The sequence below is a fragment of the Bacillus sp. RE35 genome (genome assembly GCF_052146655.1).
GTDB lineage: Bacteria > Bacillota > Bacilli > Bacillales > Bacillaceae_G > Bacillus_A > Bacillus_A cereus.
The window spans coordinates 3,897,883-3,922,030 of sequence record NZ_CP197377.1 but is presented as its reverse complement, the minus strand read 5'-3'; the positions used below and the strand labels follow the sequence as shown (position 1 = coordinate 3,922,030).

The window sequence follows — 24,148 nt, the reverse complement described above, 5'->3', positions numbered from 1 at the left end:
TAAACAATGTAGAGAGGGTTTAGTGAAATGAAGTTGCATACACTTGTATCATGTTTGCATGATTTTCCAGTTGTTCCAAAAGAAAATCCAGAAATCACATCTATAGAAGCTGATTCACGTAAAGTGAAAGAGGGAAGCTTATTTGTATGTATGAAAGGATATACGGTTGATAGCCATGATTTTGCTAAGCAAGCAGCGGCACAAGGAGCGGCTGCTATTGTTGCGGAAAGACCAATTGATGTTGACGTTCCAGTTGTACTTGTGAAAAATACTTTTCGTTCGTTAGCGGTTTTAGCTGATTATTTTTATGGTCAACCGACACACAAGTTACATTTAATCGGAATTACAGGTACAAATGGAAAGACAACAACATCGCATATTATGGATGAGATTATGCGAGCACATGGTCATAAAACAGGGCTAATTGGAACGATTAATATGAAAATCGGTGATGAAACATTTGAGGTGAAAAATACAACACCAGATGCACTAACACTTCAACAGACGTTTTCAAAAATGGTTGAACAAGGTGTGGACAGCACGGTAATGGAAGTTTCGTCACATGCGTTAAATCTTGGTCGTGTACACGGATGTGATTACGATGTAGCGGTGTTTACGAATTTAACACAAGATCATTTAGACTATCATAAAACGATGGAAGAATATAAACATGCAAAAGGGTTACTATTTGCACAGCTTGGCAATAGTTATAATCATAATCGTGAAAAGTACGCTGTGCTGAATAGCGATGATAATGTAACAGAAGAGTATATGAGAAGTACTGCAGCAACAGTTGTAACATATGGTATTGATACAACAAGTGATATTATGGCAAAAAATATCGTTATGACGAGTGGCGGGACTACATTTACGCTTGTCACACCATATGAAAGTGTAAATGTTACGATGAAATTAATAGGTAAATTTAATGTATATAACGTACTTGCAGCAACAGCAGCAGGACTTGTTTCGGGTGTGAAATTAGAAACAATCATTGCTGTTATAAAGGATTTAGCTGGGGTTCCAGGACGTTTTGAAGTTGTTGATGGAGGGCAAAATTATACAGTTATTGTTGATTACGCACATACGCCAGATAGTTTAGAAAATGTATTAAAAACTGCAAAACAATTTGCAAAAGGTGATGTGTATTGTATCGTTGGTTGTGGTGGCGATAGGGACCGAACGAAGAGACCGATAATGGCAAGTGTTGCAACAAAATATGCAACTCATGCAATTTATACATCAGATAATCCAAGAAGTGAAGATCCAGCGGCTATTTTAGATGATATGGTACATGGTGCAAGCGGGAAAAATTATGAAATGATCATTGATAGAAAAGAAGCAATACACCATGCAATCGCTAAAGCGAAAGCAGATGATATCATTATTATTGCTGGTAAGGGGCATGAAACGTATCAAATTATTGGTAAAGAAGTTCATCATTTCGATGATCGTGAAGTTGCTAAAGAAGCAATTACAGGGCGTTTAAACAACGAAGAGTAACAACGTGAGAGGAGGACTACATGTGCTTGAGCAAGGTTTATTAGTAACGGCTGGGGTAGCATTCTTAATTTCTGTTGCCCTTTCGCCATTGTTTATTCCATTTTTAAGAAAATTAAAGTTCGGACAGAGTATTCGTGATGAGGGACCAAAGTCACATCAAAAAAAATCAGGGACACCGACAATGGGTGGTATCGTCATATACGTATCTATGATGGTAACTTCACTTATTATGGCGATTAAGTTTAATTATTTAGGTGCAGAGGTTTCGTTATTACTATTAGTGACGTTTGGTTACGGATTGATTGGATTTTTAGATGACTACATAAAGGTAGTTAAGAAGAGAAATCTTGGTTTAACATCAAAGCAAAAATTAGTAGGTCAGCTTGTTATTGCTATTGCATTCTTTTTAATTGGAAAAGGGCAAGCGTTCCACACATACATCATGATTCCGGGAACGGATGTTAAGTTTGAATTAGGTTGGGCGTATTTCGTACTTGTACTATTTATGCTTATTGGTGGATCAAATGCAGTTAACTTAACTGACGGTTTAGATGGTTTATTATCAGGAACAGCTGCTATTGCATTTGGAGCATTTAGTATTATTGCTGTGGCACAAGAGCAATTTGGAGTAGCGATATTCTGTATGGCAGTTGTAGGAGCTGTACTTGGATTTTTAGTATTCAATGCGAATCCAGCAAAAGTGTTTATGGGAGATACAGGTTCATTAGCTTTAGGTGGAGCCATTGCAGCTGTAGCGATTTTATTAAAACAAGAATTGCTACTTGTAATTATTGGCGGAGTATTCGTAATGGAAACTTTATCGGTTATCATTCAGGTCATTTCATTTAAAACAACAGGAAAACGTGTCTTTAAAATGAGTCCATTACACCATCACTATGAATTATGTGGTTGGTCAGAGTGGCGTGTTGTTGTGACGTTTTGGTCTGCAGGATTTTTATTAGCTGTGTTAGGAATTTATATCGGGGTGTGGATGTAATTGAAAACTGTAACTGAATTTCAAAATAAGAATATTCTTGTATTGGGCATTGCAAAAAGTGGTTATGCAGCAGCTACATTGTTACAAAAGTTAGGGGCAAATGTTATTGTAAATGACGGAAAGCCTTTAGCAGAGAATGTACTTGCTGCAGAATTACAAGCAAAAGGAATGGACGTTGTATGCGGTGGTCATCCTTTAGAATTATTAGAGAGAAATATTTCTCTTGTAGTAAAAAATCCAGGAATCCCGTATTCTAATCCAATATTAGTTGCTGCGAAAGAAAAGCAAATTCCGATTGTTACGGAAGTTGAATTAGCATATCGTATTTCAGAAGCACCATTTGTTGGGATTACGGGGTCTAACGGTAAAACGACGACGACAATGCTGACATTTGAAATGCTAAAAGAAGGACAAAAGCATCCTGTAATTGCAGGGAACATTGGAACTGTAGCGTGTGAAGTAGCACAGGATGCAAAAGAAAATGAAGTTGTAGTTACAGAACTTTCATCGTTTCAATTGATGGGAGTAGAATTGTTCCAACCTAAAATTGCTGCGTTTTTAAATTTATTTGAGGCCCACTTAGATTATCATGGGACGAAGAAAGAATATGGTTTAGCAAAAGCAAATATTTTTAAAAACCAAACAGAAAATGATTATAGTGTAATAAATGCGGATGATGCAGATGTGATGGCTTTGTCTGCGTATTCTAAAGGTCAAAAAATCCTGTTTTCGACAACGAAAGAAATTGAAGATGGTGCGTGTATAAAAGATAACGCTCTTTATTTCAAAGGTGAAAAAGTTATTGAAGTAAGCGATATCGTTTTACCTGGTCAACATAATCTAGAAAATATTTTAGCTGCGATGAGTATTGCGAAATTATTAGGTACTTCTAATGAAGCAATTACGGTCGTGTTAAAACGTTTTACGGGTGTAAAACATCGTTTAGAATATGTAACAACGATTAACAACCGTAAGTTTTATAATGATTCAAAAGCAACGAATATGTTAGCGACTGAGAAAGCACTATCTGCGTTTACACAACCGATTGTGTTACTAGCAGGTGGGCTTGATCGCGGAAATGAATTCGATGATTTAATTCCGTATTTCAAAAATGTAAAAGCGATTGTAACATTTGGACAAACAGCTCCTAAACTAGTAAGAGCGGCAGAAAAAGCGGGATTAGATATAATTGAAAGTGTCGATACTTTAGATGAAGCAGTGGTGAAAGCTTATGCTCATTCTAAAGATGGTGATGTCGTTCTTCTTTCTCCAGCGTGTGCAAGCTGGGATCAATTTAAAACATTTGAAGAAAGAGGAGACATTTTTATACAAGCTGTGCATAAACTTATATAAAGTAAATCAAAACATCAGTAGGCTAACACCTACTGATGTTTTGTTACATAGGGCAAAAGGTTCTGCCTAAAGAGGTGGTGTTTGTGGGTAATGAAGAAAACGCCTGATTTTATTCTCATCATCGTAACACTTTCATTGTTGACAATCGGAATGATTATGGTTTATAGTGCGAGTGCAGTTTGGGCCTCTTATAAAATGGGGGACTCATTCTTTTTTGCAAAAAGACAATTACTGTTTGCGGGTCTTGGTGTAGTAGCTATGTTTTTTATTATGAAAATTGATTATTGGGTGTGGCGTACGTATTCAAAAGTGATTTTGCTAGTTTGCTTCATTCTTCTTATTCTCGTTCTTATTCCTGGAGTAGGTCTTGTTCGAGGAGGAGCACGAAGTTGGATTGGAATCGGAGCATTTTCGATTCAGCCGTCAGAATTTATGAAGTTTGCGATGATTATTTTCTTGGCAAAGTTTTTAGCAGAACGGCAAAAATTGATTACATCTTTTAAACGTGGTTTATTACCGGCTCTTAGTTTTGTGTTTCTTGCTTTTGGGATGATTATGTTACAGCCAGACCTTGGGACAGGAACGGTAATGGTTGGGACATGTATCATTATGATATTCATTTCGGGAGCGAGAGTTTTTCACTTTGCAATGTTTGGTTTGATTGGTGTAGCAGGATTTGTAGGGTTAATTGCATCAGCACCGTATCGAATGAAACGCATTACATCATATTTAGATCCGTGGTCAGATCCGCTCGGGAGTGGATTTCAAATTATCCAATCATTACTTGCAATTGGACCTGGTGGATTATTTGGGCTTGGACTTGGACAAAGTAGACAAAAATTTCTTTATTTACCTGAACCACAAACTGACTTTATATTTGCGATCTTATCCGAGGAATTAGGTTTTATTGGTGGTTCATTTGTGTTATTATTATTTAGTCTATTATTATGGCGCGGGATTCGTATCGCATTAGGAGCGCCAGATTTATATGGTACGTTTTTAGCAGTAGGTATTGTGGCGATGATTGCGATTCAAGTAATGATTAATGTTGGTGTTGTAACAGGACTAATGCCTGTTACGGGTATTACCTTGCCGTTTTTAAGTTATGGTGGATCAAGTTTGACATTAATGTTAATGGCGGTAGGTGTATTATTAAATATAAGTCGCCATTCTCGCTACTAAACCCTGTTTATAAGACAGGGTTTTTCGTATGTGTGTAAAAATGCAATATGTATATAGAAATAAATATAATGGAAATAAGAAAAGAGAAGCGGAGGAGTTAGTAGTGCGTGTATTAGTGAGTGGTGGGGGTACTGGTGGTCATATTTATCCAGCTCTTGCTTTAATTAGAGAAATAAAAAAGTTAAATCCAGAAGCAAGATTTTTATATATTGGTACGGAAAATGGACTAGAGAGTACAATCGTTCCAAAAGCAGGTATACCATTTCAATCTATTGTTATAAGTGGATTTAAACGAAAAATATCATTAGATAATGTGAAAACAGTAATGCGTTTTCTAAAAGGTGTACAGGATAGTAAACGATATATTCGTCGTTTTAATCCGGATATCGTAATTGGAACGGGTGGATATGTATGTGGACCAGTTGTATACGCTGCAGCCAAATTAGGTATTCCAACTATTGTACATGAACAAAATAGTGTACCAGGTGTAACGAACAAGTTTTTAAGCCGTTATGTTGATAAAGTTGCTGTTTGTTTTGAAGCAGCTATAGAGCATTTTCCGGAGTCAAAAGTGGTAATGACAGGTAATCCACGAGCATCAGAGGTAATGGAACAAAATGGAATGAAGGGGAAACGTTCAGTTGGGCTTTCTCTTCCTAAAAAGTCTGTACTTATATTTGGTGGAAGTCGTGGGGCTAGACCGATTAACGATGCCTTCGTTGAAGCAATTGAACAGTTTGGGAACAAAAGCTACGAAATACTATATGTAACAGGTGAAGTACATTATGACAAAGTGATGGAAGCCGTGAAGCAAAAAGGGAACCCAAGCAATGTTATTATTAAGCCGTTCATTCATAATATGCCAGAGGTACTAACTGGTGTAGACCTTGTTGTTTCAAGGGCTGGGGCAACAACACTTGCAGAATTAACAGCGTTAGGAAAACCAAGTGTGTTAATACCGAGTCCGTATGTAACAAATAATCATCAGGAAAAGAATGCACGTTCAGTTGTTGATAAAGGAGCGGCAAAAATGTTACTTGAAAAAGATTTAACAGCTGAAACGCTTATTCGTGATATTGATGAGATTTTATTAGATGCACAAACATTACAAAATATGAAGCTAGCTGCTAAGCAACTAGGTATTCCAGATGCAGCAAATAAGCTGTATGAAGTAATGAATAAACTTGTAAAAAAATAAAGTGAGGCTTTAATCAGTGGGGAGTGATTCTCTCTCTTTGATTATTACCTTTCACTAATCGGATGTTTACTGGTATCCTCATTCCGCCTAATTTCTTTGTTATCACCTAATTTTGATTTAGGAGCTGTACTGCCCGTAAATAGAGGGATAACGTTAGGTGAACGCCCTGCATATTATTGTCATAAGGAGACTTAATATGGGGGAGATTGTCTATGGAACAATTAGTAAATGAGCTTATAGAAGCAGACGTTGGTCGTGTTTTGGTTAACGAGCCGTTAGCACGTTATACAACTATGAAAATAGGTGGCCCAGCGGATATTTTAATTGTGCCAAAGCATGTAGCCGGTATTGAAAAAACATTACAGTTAGTAAAGCAATACAAAACGAAGTGGACTGTAATTGGTCGCGGTTCAAACCTTCTTGTATCTGATCAAGGCATAGAAGGTGTCGTTATTCGTTTAGGAGAAGGATTAGATCACTTAGAGGTCGAAAAACATAAGGTAAGAGTTGGTAGTGGATATCCTCTTATTAAATTGTCAACTTTACTTAGTCGTCAAGGGTTAGCTGGATTGGAGTTTGCAAGCGGTATTCCAGGAAGTGTCGGTGGTGCAGTATATATGAATGCAGGTGCACATAAATCGGATATATCGAGTGTATTATCGAAGGCTCTCATTCTGTTTGAAGACGGTGCAATTGACTGGTTAACGAATAAAGAACTGGAGTTTTCTTATCGGGCATCTGTATTGCAAACGAAACGTCCTGGTATTGTTTTAGAGGCGGTGTTTCAATTACAGGCGGGGAAACGTGAAGAAATTGTACGTAGCATGCAAAATAATAAAGATTACCGCCGTGAAACGCAACCATGGAATCACCCGTGTGCAGGAAGTGTATTTCGGAATCCAATCCCACATTTTGCAGGAGATTTAGTAGAAAAAGCAGGGCTTCGTGGCTATAGGATTGGTGGAGCTCAAATTTCTGAAATGCATGGCAATTTTATTGTTAATACTGGGGGAGCTTCAGCGCAAGATGTATTGTCTTTAATTGAATTAATAAAACATACAATTAAGGATAAATTTGATGTAGATATGCACACAGAAGTAGAAATCATTGGAAGATAACGGTTATTCGTTCCGCTCATTATCATTTATGTTATAATAAGAAGATAAGAACGGCATGAGGAACATGCCGTTCTTTATGTTACATAGGGGGATCGTACATGAATAATAGTAAAGTGATTAAACTACAAGATCGTGTACCAAAATTGAAAAATCAAAAGAAAAAAAACAAAAAAAATGTTAATCATCGATTGATTTTATACATATCAATTTTATTTTTATTAGTGCTCTTTTTAATTTATTTTCGGTCTCCGCTTAGTAATATAAAAAAGATTAGTGTGTTTGGAAATCACTATATGACGGATGAACAAGTAATGAAGGATTCAGGCGTGACATATGATACAAGTTATTTCCGAGTGACAGCACATAAAGCTGAAGAAAACTTAACGAAGCGAAAAGAAATTAAAGCAGTAAATGTAAAAAAACGTTTTCCAAACAATATTGATATTCATATCGAAGAATATTTAACGATTGGTTATATAAATAAAGAGGGAAAATTACAACCGTTATTAGAGAATGGAAAAACGCTTGATGTACTACCTAATGGAAAACTTCCTGTTGCAGCACCGATTTTCGAACCTTTTAAAGAAGAGAAAATGAAGGAGTTAATCGCTGAACTAGAAAAATTAACACCAGCTATTTTAAAATCTATTTCGGAGATTCGCTATTCACCAACGAATGCGAATGAAGATCATCTTACTTTATATATGAATGAAGGTTATGAAGTGAGCACTACAATTCAAAATTTCGCAAAACGTATGGAAGCCTATCCGCTTATTTTAAAAACAATTGAGCCAGGTAAGAAGGTATTAATTGACTTAGAAGTAGGTGCATATACGAAAGAATTAGGTGCGGAAGAAAAAAAAGAATAGAATGGTAGTTTTCGTTACTTATAGCAGAAAAAACGAAACGAATGTTCTATTATGTGTATACGAATTTAGAAGAATGGTTCATTTGATGAAAAATATGTAAAAATTCTTAGATTCATACTAGTATTGGTACAAGTTTCACTTTTCTATGAGTACATCTTAGTGTAGACTTATACTTGGCGGTAAACTTTACACTCGAAATAGAATTATTTCAAGATAAGCAGTTATTCATAGTTTACTGCGATATTCTTAATTGAATGCTAAATAAAAATAAGAAAAATATAGGGTTAAAAAAGGGAAACGTATAAAGACGTTGAATATTTTTCTTATAAATAGTAAAGTTGCGATTGTTGTTCCATATATTGAGTTGTATGGTATAAATAAAGAAGGAGGTGCCAAAGAATGAACAGCAATGAAATATATGTTAGTCTTGACATCGGTACATCCAATGTTAAAGTCATCATTGGTGAAATGGTTAATGACAGCTTAAACATTATTGGTGTTGGAAATGTAAAATCAAATGGTTTAAAGAAGGGATCGATAGTTGATATAGACGAGACTGTTCGATCAATTAAAAAAGCAATTGAACAAGCTGAGCGCATGGTGGGAATCCACATTGAGCAAGTTGTAGTAGGTGTCAATGCAAACCAGGTACAGCTACTTCCTTGTCACGGAGTAGTCGCTGTTTCAAATGAAGATCGTGAAATCGGGAATGAAGATGTCTTACGCGTTCTAGATGCAGCACAAGTTGTGTCAATTGCTCCAGAACGTGAGTTTATTGATGTGGTACCTCGACAGTTCATCGTAGACGGTCTTGACGAGATTAACGATCCACGCGGGATGATCGGTGTAAGATTAGAAATGGAAGGTACACTTATTACAGGCTCGAGAACTTTACTACATAACCTACTTCGTTGTGTAGAAAAAGCAGGTCTTGAAATTGTTGATATTTGTCTTCAACCTTTAGCGGCTGCAACAGTTGCAATATCTTCAGATGAAAAAAATAGAGGAGTAGCCCTTGTTGATATGGGGGGAGGATCTACAACTTTATCTATTTTTAAAGATGGAGAGTTACAAGCGACAAGCGTATTACCATTAGGTGGAGACCATATAACGAAAGATATTGCGATTGGGTTGAAAACTTCAACAGAAAATGCAGATCAAATTAAGTTGAAATATGGACATGCTTTTTATGATACAGCATCTGAAGAAGAGATGTTTACGGTTCCTATTATGGGAAGTGATCAAACAGAACAATATTCTCAGTTGGAATTATCGGATATAATAGAGGCTCGTGTAGAGGAAATTTTAATGTTTGTTCAAGATGAAGTGCGTAAGTTAGGAGTAAAGCAAGTGGCTTCTGGTTATGTACTAACTGGCGGAATTGCTTCTATGCCAGGTGTTCTTGATCTTGCATATGATATTTTACATGAAAATGTTCGTGTAGCAACTCCTGATTATATTGGTGTGCGTGAGCCCCAATATACAAGTGGAGTTGGATTAATTAAACATTCTTATCAAAAAGCTAAATTACGTGGGAAAAATGTGCAGGAAAAGCAAGAGCATTTTGAACCAGTACCAGCACCAGCACCAACGCCGGTACAACAGCAACCCACGAAACAAAAAACTCGTAATCAAAACAATAATAATCAAAATGATGACCGCATGATGTCAAAAGTAAAACGTGTATTCCGTTATTTATGGGATTAAAATTGGACACGAAAAATGAGGTTCTAGGGGGATTTCGACATGTTAGAGTTTGATACTACTCAAGATCAATTAGCGAATATAAAAGTTATCGGTGTCGGCGGTGGCGGAAACAATGCTGTAAACCGTATGATTGAACACGGTGTACAAGGTGTAGACTTTATCGCTGTGAACACTGATGCACAAGCATTAAATCTATCAAAAGCTGAAACAAAAATGCAAATTGGTGGAAAATTAACGCGTGGACTTGGTGCAGGCGCAAACCCTGAAGTAGGGAAAAAAGCTGCAGAAGAAAGTAAAGAACAGATCCAAGAAGCACTTCGTGGTGCGGATATGGTCTTCGTAACTGCCGGTATGGGCGGTGGAACTGGAACTGGTGCAGCTCCAGTTGTTGCTCAAGTTGCAAAAGAATTAGGTGCTTTAACAGTAGGTGTTGTAACACGTCCATTTACTTTTGAAGGACGTAAGCGTGCGACGCAAGCAGCATCTGGTATTGCAGCATTTAAAGAAAATGTAGATACTCTTATTGTAATTCCAAACGATCGCTTATTAGAGATTGTTGATAAAAATACGCCAATGTTAGAAGCATTCCGTGAAGCTGATAACGTATTACGTCAAGGTGTTCAAGGTATTTCGGATTTAATTGCAACGCCAGGTTTAATTAACTTAGACTTTGCAGACGTAAAGACAATTATGTCTAATAGAGGTTCTGCTTTAATGGGTATTGGTTCTGGTAATGGGGAAAATCGTGCTGCAGAAGCTGCGAAAAAAGCGATTTCTAGCCCATTACTAGAAACATCTATTGATGGAGCTCAAGGTGTTATCATGAACATTACGGGTGGCGCTAACTTAAGCTTATATGAAGTACAAGAAGCGGCAGACATCGTAGCTTCAGCTTCAGATCCAGAAGTAAATATGATCTTCGGTTCTGTTATTAACGAAGGATTAAAAGATGATATCGTTGTAACTGTAATTGCAACTGGTTTTGATGATAGCATTGCAACTCAACCACCAAAACCAATTATTCGTCCGAATGCGAACCACACGCAACAACAGCAACAACCAGTAGCTCAACCTTCAAAACAGCGTGAAGTAAAACGTGAAATGAAGCGTGAAGAGCCAGTTGTACATGAGCGTCATTCAGATTCAGATGATATCGATATTCCAGCATTTTTACGTAACCGTCGTAGACGATAAAAAAAGGAGCTTTCATGCTCCTTTTTATTTTTTATGGAAAAGACCTGCTAAGCAGGTCTTTTTTTATTTCGTATATTTCAATATATTTTGTTTGTGAAAATAAGAGTATATCATTCTATGAATTTGTACTTTTATTTTTTACCGACAGATTATGTCTAGAAATCACAAAATAACAAAAAAACACCTCCGCAAATTGACACACTTTCCTATTGGATATGCATTATACTAGTCTCAACTTGAAAAAAGAGGTGAATTGTTTGGTTGTTTACGCCGACGTTGTTTGGTTGTTAAACGCCTGCATTGATTTTCTTTTGCTTTTATTAACAGCTACCGTGTTAAAAAAGAAAATCAAAAGATGGAGGCTTGTGTTAGGGGCATTTATAGGTTCAACTATTGTTATTTTTGCCTTTACTCCTTTTGCTTCTATGATGACACATCCAATTATGAAACTACTGTACTCGTTACTTATTGTGTATACAGCATTTGGGTTTACGACATTTAGAAATTATGCACAAACTGTTTTTACTTTTTACTTTGTAACCTTTATGGTTGGCGGAGGATTAATTGGAACTCATTTCTTTTTGCAAACGAATGAAATGGTAAATGGATTGGTTCAATCTCAGTCAATTTCTTACGGTGATCCAATTAGTTGGTTATTTGTTATTTTTGGTTTTCCAGTAATTTATTATTTTTCTAAAAAGCGTATTGAAAGCGTAGAGGTCACGAAAATACACTATGATCAAATTGTGAAAGTAAAAATTCAATTAGCCGAAGAAGAACTAGAACTCGCAGGTCTTATTGACAGTGGGAACCAACTTTATGACCCATTAACAAAAACACCTGTTATGATTATGCATGTTTCATCATTAGAACATTGCTTACCATCTTGGTTAACAGAACAAATTTATTCCAAAACAGAAATTCCTCAAATACCAGAAAATGATTCTGGTTGGGCGACCAAATTACGCTTAATTCCTTTCCGTGCAGTAGGAGTAGAGAGTCAATTTTTGTGGGCAATTAAGCCTGACAGTGTGCAAGTTGACCATGAAGGTAGTTCTATTGTTGTAAACAAAGTATTAATTGGATTAAATACACAACAGCTGTCTACTAATGGGGAGTATCAATGTATTGTGCATCCAAAAATGTTGATTTCGCAAAAAATGGTGATCGCTTAATAAATGAGAGGCGGGATAATATGATGAAATTAAAATTTTATTTAGTATACCTTTGGTATAAAGTATTGCTGAAATTAGGAATTAAGACCGATGAAATTTATTATATTGGTGGAAGTGAAGCGTTGCCACCACCGTTAACAAAAGAAGAAGAGGAAGTTCTTTTGAATAAATTGCCAAAAGGAGATCAGGCAGCAAGGTCATTACTTATTGAACGTAACTTAAGGCTCGTTGTATATATAGCAAGAAAGTTTGAAAATACAGGGATAAATATTGAAGATTTGATTAGTATAGGAACAATCGGCCTTATTAAAGCGGTAAATACATTTAATCCAGAAAAGAAAATAAAATTAGCAACATATGCATCGCGTTGTATAGAAAATGAAATTTTAATGCATTTACGTCGAAATAACAAAAATCGTTCGGAAGTTTCTTTTGATGAACCACTAAACATTGATTGGGATGGGAATGAACTGTTATTGTCTGACGTGTTAGGTACAGATGATGATATTATTACAAAAGATTTAGAAGCTACTGTAGATCGTCACCTTTTAATGAAAGCATTACACCAATTAAATGATCGTGAAAAACAAATTATGGAACTTCGGTTTGGGCTTGCTGGAGGAGAGGAAAAGACGCAAAAAGATGTGGCTGATATGCTTGGGATTTCACAGTCATACATTTCGCGTTTAGAAAAAAGAATTATAAAAAGATTACGAAAAGAATTTAATAAAATGGTGTAAAGAATAAGACCAGCCGTTATGTAGGCTGGTCTTATTCTATTTAGTTGTATTAGGAAAGATAATTTAAATAATAAATCGTGAAAAAACCACATGCATAAAATCCCCTTCAAAGGAAATACTTTACACTGTACAGCAACTCCCGATAGGAGGGAACACTTTGACGAGAAACAAAGTAGAAATTTGCGGTGTTGATACAGCTAAACTTCCAGTATTAAAAAATGAAGAGATGCGTAAATTATTTCGTGAAATGCAAAGTGGAGAGATAAGCGCAAGAGAAAAATTAGTGAATGGAAACTTACGTCTTGTACTGAGCGTCATCCAAAGATTTAATAACAGAGGAGAATATGTTGACGATTTATTTCAAGTTGGTTGCATCGGACTTATGAAATCAATTGATAATTTTGATTTAGGCCAAAATGTAAAATTTTCAACGTATGCTGTGCCGATGATTATTGGGGAAATACGCAGATATTTGCGTGATAATAATCCGATTCGCGTATCGCGCTCATTGCGAGATATTGCGTATAAAGCTTTGCAAGTAAGAGAAAAATTGATTGCAGAAAATTCAAAAGAACCAACAGCAATGGATATTGCAAAAGTGCTAGAAGTAACTCATGAAGAGATAGTATTTGCTTTAGATGCGATTCAAGATCCAGTTTCATTATTTGAACCGATTTATAATGATGGGGGAGATCCTATCTTTGTTATGGATCAGTTAAGTGATGAAAAACAAAAGGACGAGCAGTGGGTTGAAGAATTAGCATTGAAAGAAGGAATGAAGCGTTTAAATGATAGAGAGAAAATGATTATTAGAAAACGTTTCTTCCAAGGAAAGACACAGATGGAAGTTGCAGAAGAAATTGGGATTTCCCAAGCGCAAGTATCACGTTTAGAGAAGTCAGCCATTAAACAAATGAATAAAACGATTCAAGGATAAGGTCTCACCAATTATGGTGAGACCTTTTTATATGTAATATGGTTTGTGCTCATAGTAGGGGATTAGTGTTCATATAATGAAACTAGCATGGTGTTTCGTATAGGTGGCTTCCTGTAAATATGAGAAACAGTTTCCAATTTGTCATATAAGGGAGAGGATAAAAATGGTGATACGAATTTCAGAGTTACAGATGAAGGATGTTATAAATATTTCAGATGGAAAAAGGATTGGGAATATTGGAGATATTGAAATTGATATGAACACAGGGAAAATTTGTTCTGTTATTATTTCCAAACAGACACGTATGCTAGGTATTTTTGGAAAAGATGTTGAGATTGTAATTCCTTGGAAGGAAATTGTGAAAATTGGGGAAGATGTCATACTTGTAAGAGTAAATCCTGTTAATTCTGTAACAGAATCAATACAAACATCGACAATTTCATAAAGAATATTACAAATTCCTCTTTTTTTTCTGTTAGGATTATGAAAAAATAAAAGTATGGTAAAATAGACAGGAAGTACCATGCTTTTTTCTGTTATTTTAATTAAAAGGAGCCGCTTTATTATGAGAGAACCATTTAAATATGTGGACGGTATACTGTATTTACAAGCGTGGAAAGAACTTGGAAACATTACTGCTGGATTTACGACAAAAGATGGTGGGATAAGTACGGGCTCCTTTCATGCGATGAATTTAGGATTACATGTGAATGATATCGTGGAGAACGTTCATGAAAACAGACGCATTTTAGCAAATAAGTTACAAAAACCATTAGAAAACTGGATTTGCTCTGAACAAGTTCATGCTCATCATGTTGAAAAAGTAGGGCAACAGGAAAAGGGAAGTGGTGTCTATTCATATGAGGACGGCATTTCAAAAACAGATGGCATTTATACGAGTAATGAAGATGTTCTGTTAACGTCTTGTTACGCGGATTGTGTTCCGCTCTATTTTTATGCACCATCACATGGTATGATAGGACTTGCGCATGCTGGATGGAAAGGCACTGTACAAGAGATTGCAAAGGAAATGATTCAAAAGTGGAATGCAGAAGGTATTTCAAGTGATGAAATTCATGTTGCAATTGGGCCGTCGATCGGATCTTGTTGTTATGTTGTGGATGATCGTGTATTAACAGCAGCACAGGAAGTAGTTAGCGGTGCTGTTCCTCATCAAAAAATTTCTGACGGGCAGTACGCAATTAATTTAAAAGAAATTAATCGTATATTATGTGTACAAGCAGGCATAAAAGAAGAGCATATTGTAATGTCATCTCTTTGTACAAGCTGTGAAGAGCAACTATTTTTCTCTCATCGTCGTGATCAAGGTAAGACAGGAAGAATGTTGAGTTTCATAGGTTTTAAGGAGGAAGGAAGCAAGTGACAGTACAAGAAAATTTAGTAATTGTAAATGAAGCTATTAAAGAATCTTGCGCTCGAGCTGGACGTTCGTTGCAAGATATTAAACTTGTTGCAGTTACAAAAACTGTAGGGATTGAAAAAACAAACGAAGTAATTGAAGCTGGAATTATCGATTTAGGTGAAAATAGAAATGAAGGTTTCTTACAGAAATACGAGCATTTCGGTTCAAAAGTTAATTGGCACTTTATTGGCTCATTACAAACGAGAAAAGTAAAAGAAATCATTAATGAAATTGATTATTTACATTCGTTAGATCGTCTTTCGCTGGCGAAAGAAATTCAGAAACGTGCTGATAAGAAAGTGAAATGCTTTATTCAAGTGAAAACCTCATCTGAAGAATCGAAGCAAGGATTGGCAATAGAAGAGGTTGTTTCTTTTATTCAAAGTTTGCAAGAATTCGATAAAATTGAAGTGGTTGGACTAATGACGATGGCTCCATTTACAGAAGAAGAGGAAGAAATCAGACGCTGTTTTAAGGAATTACGTATGCTGCAAACAGAGGTGCAGGAGCTAGAGTTATTACATGCGCCATGTAAAGAATTATCAATGGGAATGTCCAACGATTACACAATTGCAATTGAAGAAGGGGCTACATATATTCGTTTGGGAACGATTTTAGTAGGAAAAGCGTAAAAGGAAGGAGAATCTTATTATGAGTTGGTCAAAAGTAAAATACTTCTTTTTTGATACACCGGAAGAAAAAGAAGCAGCTCAATATGGTTATGAAAAGGAGCAAACAGACATGAAAAAGCAGCAAGATCCACCAGAACAACAAGACGTTACGTTTCCGAAAGCGCAACCGAAGCAAAATGTTGTGAGTATTGAAACAGCAAAACAATCTTCAAAAGTTGTTTTATTAGAACCACGCACATATTCGGAAGCACAAGGGATTGCGGACCACTTAAAAGGTAGACGAGCTGTTGTAATTAATTTGCAGAGAATGTCTACTGATCAAGCGGTACGTATCGTTGACTTTTTAAGTGGTACTGTATACGCTATAGGCGGGGACATTCAAAAAATAGGGCCGAAAACATTTATGTGTACACCTGAAAATGTAGATATTGTTGGTGCGATTTCAGAGTTATTCGGTGAAGAAGAAGAAACAAATATAAAGAGGTGGTAATACGCCATGACAACAGTTTTTATAGTGTTAAGTTATGCTATCGAGATTTACTCGTGGGCACTTATTATTTACATTCTCCTATCATGGTTTCCTGGTGCAAAGGAATCATCTTTTGGAGAGTTCCTGGCACGTATTTGTGAACCGTATTTAGAACCATTCCGCCGCTTTATTCCGCCGCTTGGAATGATTGATATTTCTCCAATCGTTGCGATCTTTGCGTTGAAACTTGCTAAAACTGGTTTGTTCAGTTTATTAAGCTATTTCTTATAGTAAGAAGGTAAATACATGAGCATCTACGAACATTTTAGGCCTGATGAGGAGGTCTTTGTGGATAAAGTGCTAGAGTGGAAGCGAGCGGCGGAGTACCATCAAGTGAAGTTAACGGATTTTCTTGATCCTAGGCAACAACAAATTGTTTCTATGGTAATAGGACAAGGTGATGTTGCTGTACAATTTGGTGGTGCAACGCCTAATGCAGAGCGTAAAAGAGCACTTATTTATCCAGACTATCTAGAATTAAATGAAGAAGAATTTCAAGTAGAAGTATTAGAAATTGACTATCCTTCCAAGTTTTATACGCTAGAACATAGGCAAATATTAGGTACATTTATGTCTCTTGGTTTAACAAGAGAAAAATGTGGTGATATTTTGCTGCAAGAAAATCGTGCCCAAATTGTAGTTGCGAAAGAAATTGTATCGTATATTGAGATGAACTTACAATCAATAGGGAAAGTAAAAGTCTCTTTAGCGTCAGTGCAAGGAGAACAAATTCTACAGATAGATGAAACGTGGGGAGAGAAATCTGGAACGGTTTCTTCACTTCGTTTAGATGTTATGTTAGCTGAAATGTTACATTTATCTAGACAGAAAGTACAACCTTTCATAAAAAATGGTTTAGTAAAAGTCAATTGGAAAACAGTGGAGCAAACTTCTTATGAATGCTATCCAGGAGATGTTTTTTCTGTTAGAGGATATGGCCGAAGTAAATTATTTTCTGTAGAAGGTAGAACAAAACGCGACAAATGGAGAATTTTGTATGGTATACTAAAATGATTGGTTTTTTAGAAGGAAATCCTCCTATTTTGTCGAAGAAAAGATATAATTGAAAGAGGAAATTTAGATAACTACTTGGAGGTGGCGTTGTGCCGTTAACACCATTAGATATTCATAACAAAGAATTTGGTCGCGGATTCCGTGGCTATGATGAAGATCAAGTAAATGAGTTTCTTGATCAAATTATCAAAGATTATGAATTGGTCATTCGTGAGAAAAAAGCTTTAGAAGAAAAAGTTGCGCAGTTAGAAGGGAAGTTAGATCATTTCTCTAATATTGAAGATACGTTAAACAAATCTATCGTCGTTGCACAAGAAGCAGCGGAAGAAGTAAAACGTAATGCGCAAAAAGAAGCGAAATTAATTGTGCGTGAAGCTGAAAAGAATGCTGATCGTATTATTAACGAAGCATTAGTAAAATCAAGAAAAGTTGCTTTTGATATTGAAGAGCTAAAGAAACAAGCGAAAGTATTCCGAACTCGTTTCCGTATGTTATTAGAAACACAGCTTGAGATGTTAAACAACGATGATTGGGATAAACTAATTGAATTAGAAGACGAAGTAGATGAACTGTTGAAAAAAGAAGAAACAGTGTAAGCTTGACGTTTTTCTCATTATTACATATAATTTTAAACAACATATTTATTAAGAAAACGAAGATAGGGATAAGTACCTTTTCAAACCTTATATAGCGAACTGAGGATGGTGTAAGCTCAGGATAAGGAGATAGTGGGAATATCACCCTGGAGTTCCGCGCTGAACAAATAGAGTAAGCGTAGGCGTGTATTCGCGTTAAGAATATAAAGAGGATTCTATACATATGTATATGATCTACTAGGGTGGTACCGCGGGAGACTTTCTCGTCCCTTTTTGGGATGAGAAGGTCTCTTTTTTATTCCGTTTTTTAAGTGTTTCTTTTATACATGTAAGGAGGAATTGAGCATGGAGTACAAAAATACATTACTGATGCCAAAAACAGAGTTCCCAATGCGTGGGAATTTACCAAAACGTGAGCCTGCAATGCAAGAAAAATGGGCTGAAATGAATATTTACGAAAAAGTACAAGAACATACAAAAGGACGTCCTTTATTTGTATTGCATGATGGACCTCCATATGCGAATGGTGACATTCATATGGGACATGCATTAAATAAAGTATTAAAAGACTTTATTGTTCGTTATAAATCAATGACTGGTTTTAGTGCGCCATATGTTCCAGGATGGGATACGCACGGTTTACCAATTGAACAAGCTTTAACAAATAAAGGTGTAAAACGTAAAGAAATGACAGTTGCTGAGTTCCGTAAGTTATGTGCAGAGTATGCATATGAACAAGTAGAACGTCAACGTGAACAATTTAAGCGTCTAGGTGTACGTGCAGATTGGGATAATCCATATATTACTTTAGAGCCAGCTTATGAAGCACAACAAATCAAAGTGTTTGGTGACATGGCGAAAAAAGGTTATATCTATAAAGGTCAAAAACCAGTTTACTGGTCTCCAACGAGTGAATCTGCTTTAGCGGAAGCTGAAATTGAATATCAAGATAAAAAATCAGCATCTATTTACGTAGCATTCCCTGTAAAAGATGGAAAGAACGTATTAGAAGGTGATGAAAAGTACATCATTTGGACAACGACACCTTGGACATTACCTGCAAACTTAGGTATTTCTGTTCACCCAGAGCTTGAATATAGCATTGTAAAAGTAAACGATGAGAAATATATCATTGCTTCTGAGTTGTTTGAGACAGTTGCAAAAACGTTAGAGTGGGAAAATGCTGAAGTTGTGAAAACAGTAAAAGGTAGCGAACTTGAGTACACAGTTGCAAAACATCCATTCTACGATCGTGATTCATTAGTTATGCTAGGAGACCACGTAACAACAGATGCAGGTACAGGTTGTGTTCATACAGCACCAGGACACGGGGAAGATGACTTCGTTGTTGGTAAAAAGTATGGATTAGAAGTACTTTGCCCAGTCGATGATAAAGGTGTATTAACAAATGAGGCACCTGGATTTGAAGGCTTATTCTATGATAAAGCTAATAAACCAATTACAGAAATATTAGAAGAAGTAGGCGCGTTACTGAAACTAACATTCATTACACATTCATACCCACATGATTGGAGAACGAAAAAACCAATTATTTTCCGTGCGACAGCACAGTGGTTTGCATCTATTGAAGCATTCCGTAAAGAATTAATAGAAGCTGTAGCAGAAACAAAATGGGTACCAGCATGGGGAGAAACTCGTCTTCATAATATGGTTCGTGACCGTGGTGACTGGTGTATTTCTCGTCAGCGTGCATGGGGTGTGCCAATTCCGGTATTCTATGCTGAGAATGGTGATCCAATTATTACGGATGAAACAATTAACCATGTAGCAGATTTATTCCGTGAACACGGTTCTAACGTATGGTTCGAGCGTGAAGCGAAAGATCTATTACCAGAAGGATTTACACATCCAGGTAGCCCAAATGGCGAATTCCGTAAAGAAACAGACATCATGGATGTATGGTTCGATTCAGGTTCTTCTCACCAAGCGGTATTAGAAGAGCGCGAAGATTTACAGCGTCCAGCTGATTTATATTTAGAAGGATCTGACCAGTATCGTGGTTGGTTTAACTCTTCATTATCAACAGCAGTTGCTGTAACAGGTAAAGCTCCATATAAAGGCGTACTAAGTCACGGTTTCGTACTAGATGGTGAAGGACGTAAGATGAGTAAGTCGATTGGAAACATTGTCGTACCGAAGAAAATTATGGATCAATTAGGCGGAGACATTTTACGCTTATGGGTATCTTCTGTTGACTATCAATCTGACGTACGTATTTCAGATGATATTTTAAAACAAGTAGCAGAAGTGTATCGTAAAATCCGTAACACATTCCGTTTCTTATTAGGAAACTTAGACGACTTTAAGCCAAGTGAAAATGCAGTAGCTGTAGCTGAACTTCGTGAAGTAGATCGTTACATGTTAGTGAAATTAAATGACTTAATTACAAAAGTTAAAGAAGCATATGAGACATACGACTTCGCTGCTGTGTATCATGCAATTCATAACTTCTGTACAATTGATTTAAGTTCATTCTATTTAGACTTTGCAAAAGACATTTTATATATTGAAGGTGCAAACCACGAAGATCGTCGTGCGATTCAAACTGTATTATATGATGTTCTTGTTGCGTTAACGAAACTTGTAACACCAATCTTACCGCATACAGCTGATGAAGTATGGCCATACATTCCAGGCGTAACAGAAGAAAGTGTACAATTAACTGATATGCCAGAAGCTGTACAATTAGATGACGCGGAAGCGTTAAAAACAAAATGGGATGCATTTATGACATTACGTGATGACGTGTTAAAAGCACTAGAAGTAGCTCGTAATGAAAAAGTAATCGGTAAGTCATTAAATGCAAGCATTACGCTATATCCAACTGCAGAAATGAAAGCTATGTTAGAGTCTATTAGCGAAGACTTAAAGCAATTATTCATCGTTTCTGAGTATAAACTTGGTGGTATGATGGATGAAGCGCCAGCAGATGCACCGAAGTATGAACATACAGCGGTTGTTGTTGCTCAAGCAACTGGTGAAACATGTGAACGTTGTTGGGTAGTTTCAGAAACAATTGGTAAAGATGCTGAACATGAAACATTATGTGAGCGTTGTGCAACAGTTGTTAAAGAAAACTATGTAAAATAATAAAAAAAGCTGACTGCTATTGATGCAGTCAGTTTTTTTGTTTATGGCATATCAAAATCACTTTCAGACTCTTTCCTGTGAAGGAAAAATGTGTGTGAGGTAAGCAAATAAATTTCGGACACACTAACTGTACATTACAGCTAGGAGGAATGTACACGTGAATGAAATTTACATGGAAATAAAAGAAGAATTGCAATTGATGAGAAAAGAGTTGCAAGAGAGACTAGCTAAAGAAGTAATGCACAAATATGATGTCGAGTTCAGCCAAGAGCTTGGATATGAAATTAAGGAAGAGATAAAGAAAAAATTGCTATTACATGATATAAAAGAGGATTTAAAGGATGTAGAACGCGCATTATTTAAAATGGAAATAGACATGTATGGTATTTGTGAAGAGACGGGGAGATTAATTTCGACAAAGCAAATGAAGACAATGCCGACTGCCCGTACGATTCATGAATTCTTTTATGAAAAGGTAAATGTATGAATACGCACAACGATATTATATTACCTTTTTTTAATTTATTTTATTCTTCTATAAAGGTTCATTGTGAAAAGGTAGCAGCTATGCTAAAATTTTGAGGTACACTGTCTTTGTGGGGGAAATGAAAATGATATATTATGTAATAGCGTTATTCGTCATTGCTATCGATCAAATATCGAAGTGGTTAATTGTAAAGAACATGGAATTGGGTACGAGTATTCCGATTATCGACAATGTATTATACATAACATCACATCGAAATAGAGGCGCTGCTTGGGGTATTTTAGAAAATAAAATGTGGTTCTTCTACATTATTACAGTTGTTTTTGTAGTGTTTATTGTATTTTATATGAAAAAGTATGCGAAAACAGACAGGCTTCTAGGTATTTCGTTAGGCCTAATTTTGGGCGGGGCAATTGGTAACTTTATTGATCGTGTATTTAGACAAGAAGTAGTGGATTTCATTCACGTGTATATTTTCTCGTACAACTATCCAGTATTCAATATAGCTGATTCAGCATTATGTATTGGTGTTGTATTAATTATTATTCAAACATTATTAGAAGGCAAGAAAGCGAAGGAGTAATTGAATGAGTGAAGTAGTACAAGTAACAGTTGCAGCAGAGCAAAAAAACGAGCGAATTGATAAATTCGTTGCAGGGATAAATAACGAATGGTCACGTACGCAAGTGCAGCAATGGATTAAAGATGACGTTGTGACAGTAAACGGGAAAGCGGTAAAAGGGAATTATAAAGTAAAAGAAGAAGATGAAATTACAGTAACAATTCCTGAACCAGAAGAGTTAGATATTCAACCAGAGGATTTAAATTTAGAAATTTATTATGAAGATGCAGATGTGCTTGTTGTAAATAAGCCACGTGGTATGGTTGTACATCCAGCACCAGGGCATACAAGTGGTACACTTGTAAATGGCCTTATGCATCATTGTACAGACTTATCAGGCATTAACGGTGTAATGCGTCCAGGTATCGTGCATCGTATTGATAAAGATACATCTGGACTATTAATGGTTGCTAAAAATGATATGGCACATGAATCGCTTGTGAATCAGCTTGTAGCAAAAACAGTAACGAGACGTTACAAAGCGATTGTACACGGTGTGATTCCGCATGATAAGGGAACGATTGATGCTCCGATTGCTCGTGATAAGAAAGAGCGTCAAAGTATGACAGTTGATGAAAATGGTAAGAACGCTGTTACGCACTTCCAAGTGTTAGAACGCTTTAAAGACTTTACACTTGTAGAATGTCGCTTAGAAACGGGACGTACGCACCAAATTCGTGTTCATATGAAATATATTGGCTATCCACTTGCAGGAGATCCGAAGTATGGTCCGAAGAAAACGTTAGATATGAATGGACAAGCACTTCATGCGGGTATTTTAGGCTTTGATCATCCTCGTACGGGTGAATATATTCAGTTTGAGGCACCGATTCCAGAAGTGTTTGAAGACGCATTAAATATTTTACGAAAATAGTATTGACAAATCATAAGAAAACTGAGATACTGACAACAGTTAAATAATGATCCTTTAACACAGCCCCGTGAGGTTGAGAAGGTAACGGTTTGAAATACTTAGGGTATGTTGTACCCTTTTTTCAAAAGTCCTCTCGCACACGCTGAGAGGACTTTTTTTATACCATTACTCTCACGCAAGAAAAAAGCTTGGAGGTGTAGAGCATGCAAGAGAAAGCTGTCGTTTTAGATGACCAAATGATTCGCCGCGCTTTAACACGAATTAGTCATGAAATCGTGGAACGAAATAAAGGTGTCGATAATTGTGTTCTTGTCGGAATTAAAACTCGTGGAATTTTTATTGCACAACGTTTGGCAGAACGAATTGGTCAAATTGAAGGAAAAGAAATGGAAGTTGGAGAGTTAGACATTACGTTATATCGTGATGATTTAACACTACAATCGAAAAATAAAGAACCACTTGTAAAAGGTTCTGATATCCCTGTAGATATTACGAAGAAAAAAGTTATCCTTGTGGATGACGTATTATATACAGGAAGAACAGTTCGAGCAGCAATGGATGCTCTTATGGATTTAGGTAGACCATCTCAAATCCAATTGGCGGTTCTTGTTGATAGAGGTCATCGCGAATTACCAATTCGCGCTGATTATGTAGGGAAGAATATTCCAACATCAAGTGAAGAGCGTATCGAAGTTGATTTGCAAGAGACAGATCAACAAGATCGAGTAAGCATATACGATAAGTAAAGCCCTTTTAAATGTAGTCCTGTGAGGCTGCCAAAGGGTCTCGGCTTTCATATGTCAAATTTGGCATACGAAAGTGTAGGACTCTTTGTGCACAGGCACAAAGAGTTTTTTTATTGCAAAGATTTAAACTGAAGGAGGATG

The 24,148-nt window shown here is 36.3% G+C and carries 24 protein-coding genes and 1 other annotated feature; all 24 genes read left to right on the top strand.

Features of this window, described 5'->3' with window-relative positions; all coding sequences use genetic code 11:
* The first annotated feature begins 27 nt into the window (after nt 1–27).
* The 24 genes from murE (at nt 28) to pyrR (ending at nt 24,007) form a co-directional block, all read left to right on the top strand.
* On the top strand, nt 28–1,503 hold the full coding sequence (gene murE / locus ACTL4X_RS19825) for a UDP-N-acetylmuramoyl-L-alanyl-D-glutamate--2,6-diaminopimelate ligase (protein WP_000766320.1): 1,476 nt from the start codon (nt 28–30) through the stop codon (nt 1,501–1,503).
* A 22-nt stretch (nt 1,504–1,525) separates the two neighbouring features.
* On the top strand, nt 1,526–2,500 hold the full coding sequence (gene mraY / locus ACTL4X_RS19820) for a phospho-N-acetylmuramoyl-pentapeptide-transferase (protein ID WP_000893060.1): 975 nt from the start codon (nt 1,526–1,528) through the stop codon (nt 2,498–2,500).
* A complete protein-coding gene (gene murD, locus ACTL4X_RS19815) occupies nt 2,501–3,853 on the top strand; it encodes a UDP-N-acetylmuramoyl-L-alanine--D-glutamate ligase (protein ID WP_000860115.1) in 1,353 nt (450 codons plus the stop codon).
* Nucleotides 3,854–3,943: 90 nt separating this feature from the next.
* Nucleotides 3,944–5,035, top strand: coding sequence for a stage V sporulation protein E (spoVE, locus tag ACTL4X_RS19810; RefSeq protein ID WP_000753520.1), 1,092 nt, complete (start codon nt 3,944–3,946; stop codon nt 5,033–5,035).
* 103 nt (nt 5,036–5,138) lie between these two features.
* Nucleotides 5,139–6,233 (top strand): undecaprenyldiphospho-muramoylpentapeptide beta-N-acetylglucosaminyltransferase, encoded by a 1,095-nt coding sequence (gene murG, locus ACTL4X_RS19805; protein ID WP_025689214.1) that lies wholly within the window; start codon nt 5,139–5,141, stop codon nt 6,231–6,233.
* Nucleotides 6,234–6,445: 212 nt separating this feature from the next.
* A complete protein-coding gene (gene murB / locus ACTL4X_RS19800) occupies nt 6,446–7,351 on the top strand; it encodes a UDP-N-acetylmuramate dehydrogenase (RefSeq protein ID WP_000437020.1) in 906 nt (301 codons plus the stop codon).
* 98 nt (nt 7,352–7,449) lie between these two features.
* Entirely contained in the window at nt 7,450–8,220 is a 771-nt protein-coding gene (divIB, locus tag ACTL4X_RS19795; protein WP_001065793.1) for a cell division protein DivIB, read from the top strand.
* A 399-nt stretch (nt 8,221–8,619) separates the two neighbouring features.
* Entirely contained in the window at nt 8,620–9,927 is a 1,308-nt protein-coding gene (gene ftsA, locus ACTL4X_RS19790) for a cell division protein FtsA (RefSeq protein WP_001087558.1), read from the top strand.
* A gap of 39 nt (nt 9,928–9,966) precedes the next feature.
* The gene (ftsZ, locus tag ACTL4X_RS19785) at nt 9,967–11,121 is read left to right on the top strand and encodes a cell division protein FtsZ (protein WP_000888984.1); all 1,155 of its coding nucleotides are present in this window, start codon (nt 9,967–9,969) and stop codon (nt 11,119–11,121) included.
* A 257-nt stretch (nt 11,122–11,378) separates the two neighbouring features.
* Nucleotides 11,379–12,296, top strand: a complete 918-nt coding sequence (gene spoIIGA / locus ACTL4X_RS19780; RefSeq protein ID WP_000261975.1) for a sigma-E processing peptidase SpoIIGA — start codon at nt 11,379–11,381, stop codon at nt 12,294–12,296.
* A gap of 20 nt (nt 12,297–12,316) precedes the next feature.
* A complete protein-coding gene (sigE, locus tag ACTL4X_RS19775; protein WP_000976948.1) occupies nt 12,317–13,036 on the top strand; it encodes an RNA polymerase sporulation sigma factor SigE in 720 nt (239 codons plus the stop codon).
* A 157-nt stretch (nt 13,037–13,193) separates the two neighbouring features.
* A complete protein-coding gene (sigG, locus tag ACTL4X_RS19770) occupies nt 13,194–13,973 on the top strand; it encodes an RNA polymerase sporulation sigma factor SigG (protein WP_000197755.1) in 780 nt (259 codons plus the stop codon).
* Nucleotides 13,974–14,136: 163 nt separating this feature from the next.
* The gene (locus tag ACTL4X_RS19765; RefSeq protein ID WP_086691891.1) at nt 14,137–14,418 is read left to right on the top strand and encodes a YlmC/YmxH family sporulation protein; all 282 of its coding nucleotides are present in this window, start codon (nt 14,137–14,139) and stop codon (nt 14,416–14,418) included.
* 120 nt (nt 14,419–14,538) lie between these two features.
* A complete protein-coding gene (gene pgeF / locus ACTL4X_RS19760) occupies nt 14,539–15,357 on the top strand; it encodes a peptidoglycan editing factor PgeF (RefSeq protein ID WP_001209008.1) in 819 nt (272 codons plus the stop codon).
* On the top strand, nt 15,354–16,028 hold the full coding sequence (locus tag ACTL4X_RS19755; RefSeq protein ID WP_000218005.1) for a YggS family pyridoxal phosphate-dependent enzyme: 675 nt from the start codon (nt 15,354–15,356) through the stop codon (nt 16,026–16,028). The genes pgeF and ACTL4X_RS19755 overlap by 4 nt, the downstream gene beginning before the upstream one ends.
* Before the next feature lie 19 nt (nt 16,029–16,047).
* Nucleotides 16,048–16,518, top strand: a complete 471-nt coding sequence (locus tag ACTL4X_RS19750) for a cell division protein SepF (protein ID WP_000119129.1) — start codon at nt 16,048–16,050, stop codon at nt 16,516–16,518.
* Nucleotides 16,519–16,524: 6 nt separating this feature from the next.
* Entirely contained in the window at nt 16,525–16,788 is a 264-nt protein-coding gene (locus ACTL4X_RS19745; protein WP_000214233.1) for a YggT family protein, read from the top strand.
* Between the two features lie 15 nt (nt 16,789–16,803).
* Nucleotides 16,804–17,571, top strand: a complete 768-nt coding sequence (locus ACTL4X_RS19740; RefSeq protein WP_002164454.1) for a YlmH family RNA-binding protein — start codon at nt 16,804–16,806, stop codon at nt 17,569–17,571.
* An 89-nt stretch (nt 17,572–17,660) separates the two neighbouring features.
* Complete coding sequence (gene divIVA, locus ACTL4X_RS19735) at nt 17,661–18,167, top strand: septum site-determining protein DivIVA (RefSeq protein ID WP_001131611.1); 507 nt, start codon at nt 17,661–17,663, stop codon at nt 18,165–18,167.
* A gap of 50 nt (nt 18,168–18,217) precedes the next feature.
* Nucleotides 18,218–18,441, top strand: a binding site (T-box leader).
* Nucleotides 18,442–18,512: 71 nt separating this feature from the next.
* Nucleotides 18,513–21,278, top strand: a complete 2,766-nt coding sequence (gene ileS2, locus ACTL4X_RS19730) for an isoleucine--tRNA ligase (RefSeq protein ID WP_086691889.1) — start codon at nt 18,513–18,515, stop codon at nt 21,276–21,278.
* A 157-nt stretch (nt 21,279–21,435) separates the two neighbouring features.
* Nucleotides 21,436–21,765: a molecular chaperone DnaK gene (locus ACTL4X_RS19725; RefSeq protein ID WP_001002956.1), complete on the top strand. Its 330-nt coding sequence runs from the start codon at nt 21,436–21,438 to the stop codon at nt 21,763–21,765.
* Between the two features lie 124 nt (nt 21,766–21,889).
* On the top strand, nt 21,890–22,348 hold the full coding sequence (gene lspA, locus ACTL4X_RS19720) for a lipoprotein signal peptidase LspA (protein WP_000642185.1): 459 nt from the start codon (nt 21,890–21,892) through the stop codon (nt 22,346–22,348).
* Nucleotides 22,349–22,352: 4 nt separating this feature from the next.
* Nucleotides 22,353–23,261 carry an RluA family pseudouridine synthase gene (locus ACTL4X_RS19715; protein WP_000005829.1) on the top strand — a complete coding sequence of 303 codons (909 nt, stop codon included), beginning with the start codon at nt 22,353–22,355 and terminating at the stop codon, nt 23,259–23,261.
* A gap of 203 nt (nt 23,262–23,464) precedes the next feature.
* The gene (pyrR, locus tag ACTL4X_RS19710) at nt 23,465–24,007 is read left to right on the top strand and encodes a bifunctional pyrimidine operon transcriptional regulator/uracil phosphoribosyltransferase (protein ID WP_001156491.1); all 543 of its coding nucleotides are present in this window, start codon (nt 23,465–23,467) and stop codon (nt 24,005–24,007) included.
* Nucleotides 24,008–24,148: the final 141 nt, after the last annotated feature.

Bases quoted from the DNA above. Each gene is read 5' to 3' on its own strand.
- ACTL4X_RS19715 (WP_000005829.1), top strand. From the start codon at position 22,353: ATGAGTGAAGTAGTACAAGTAACAGTTGCAGCAGAGCAAAAAAACGAG.
- ACTL4X_RS19765 (WP_086691891.1), top strand. From the start codon at position 14,137: ATGGTGATACGAATTTCAGAGTTACAGATGAAGGATGTTATAAATATT.
- ACTL4X_RS19750 (WP_000119129.1), top strand. From the start codon at position 16,048: ATGAGTTGGTCAAAAGTAAAATACTTCTTTTTTGATACACCGGAAGAA.
- ftsZ (WP_000888984.1), top strand. From the start codon at position 9,967: ATGTTAGAGTTTGATACTACTCAAGATCAATTAGCGAATATAAAAGTT.
- lspA (WP_000642185.1), top strand. From the start codon at position 21,890: ATGATATATTATGTAATAGCGTTATTCGTCATTGCTATCGATCAAATA.
- murB (WP_000437020.1), top strand. From the start codon at position 6,446: ATGGAACAATTAGTAAATGAGCTTATAGAAGCAGACGTTGGTCGTGTT.
- ACTL4X_RS19740 (WP_002164454.1), top strand. From the start codon at position 16,804: ATGAGCATCTACGAACATTTTAGGCCTGATGAGGAGGTCTTTGTGGAT.
- ftsA (WP_001087558.1), top strand. From the start codon at position 8,620: ATGAACAGCAATGAAATATATGTTAGTCTTGACATCGGTACATCCAAT.
- ACTL4X_RS19745 (WP_000214233.1), top strand. From the start codon at position 16,525: ATGACAACAGTTTTTATAGTGTTAAGTTATGCTATCGAGATTTACTCG.
- spoVE (WP_000753520.1), top strand. From the start codon at position 3,944: ATGAAGAAAACGCCTGATTTTATTCTCATCATCGTAACACTTTCATTG.
- sigE (WP_000976948.1), top strand. From the start codon at position 12,317: ATGATGAAATTAAAATTTTATTTAGTATACCTTTGGTATAAAGTATTG.
- murE (WP_000766320.1), top strand. From the start codon at position 28: ATGAAGTTGCATACACTTGTATCATGTTTGCATGATTTTCCAGTTGTT.
- divIB (WP_001065793.1), top strand. From the start codon at position 7,450: ATGAATAATAGTAAAGTGATTAAACTACAAGATCGTGTACCAAAATTG.
- ileS2 (WP_086691889.1), top strand. From the start codon at position 18,513: ATGGAGTACAAAAATACATTACTGATGCCAAAAACAGAGTTCCCAATG.
- pyrR (WP_001156491.1), top strand. From the start codon at position 23,465: ATGCAAGAGAAAGCTGTCGTTTTAGATGACCAAATGATTCGCCGCGCT.
- pgeF (WP_001209008.1), top strand. From the start codon at position 14,539: ATGAGAGAACCATTTAAATATGTGGACGGTATACTGTATTTACAAGCG.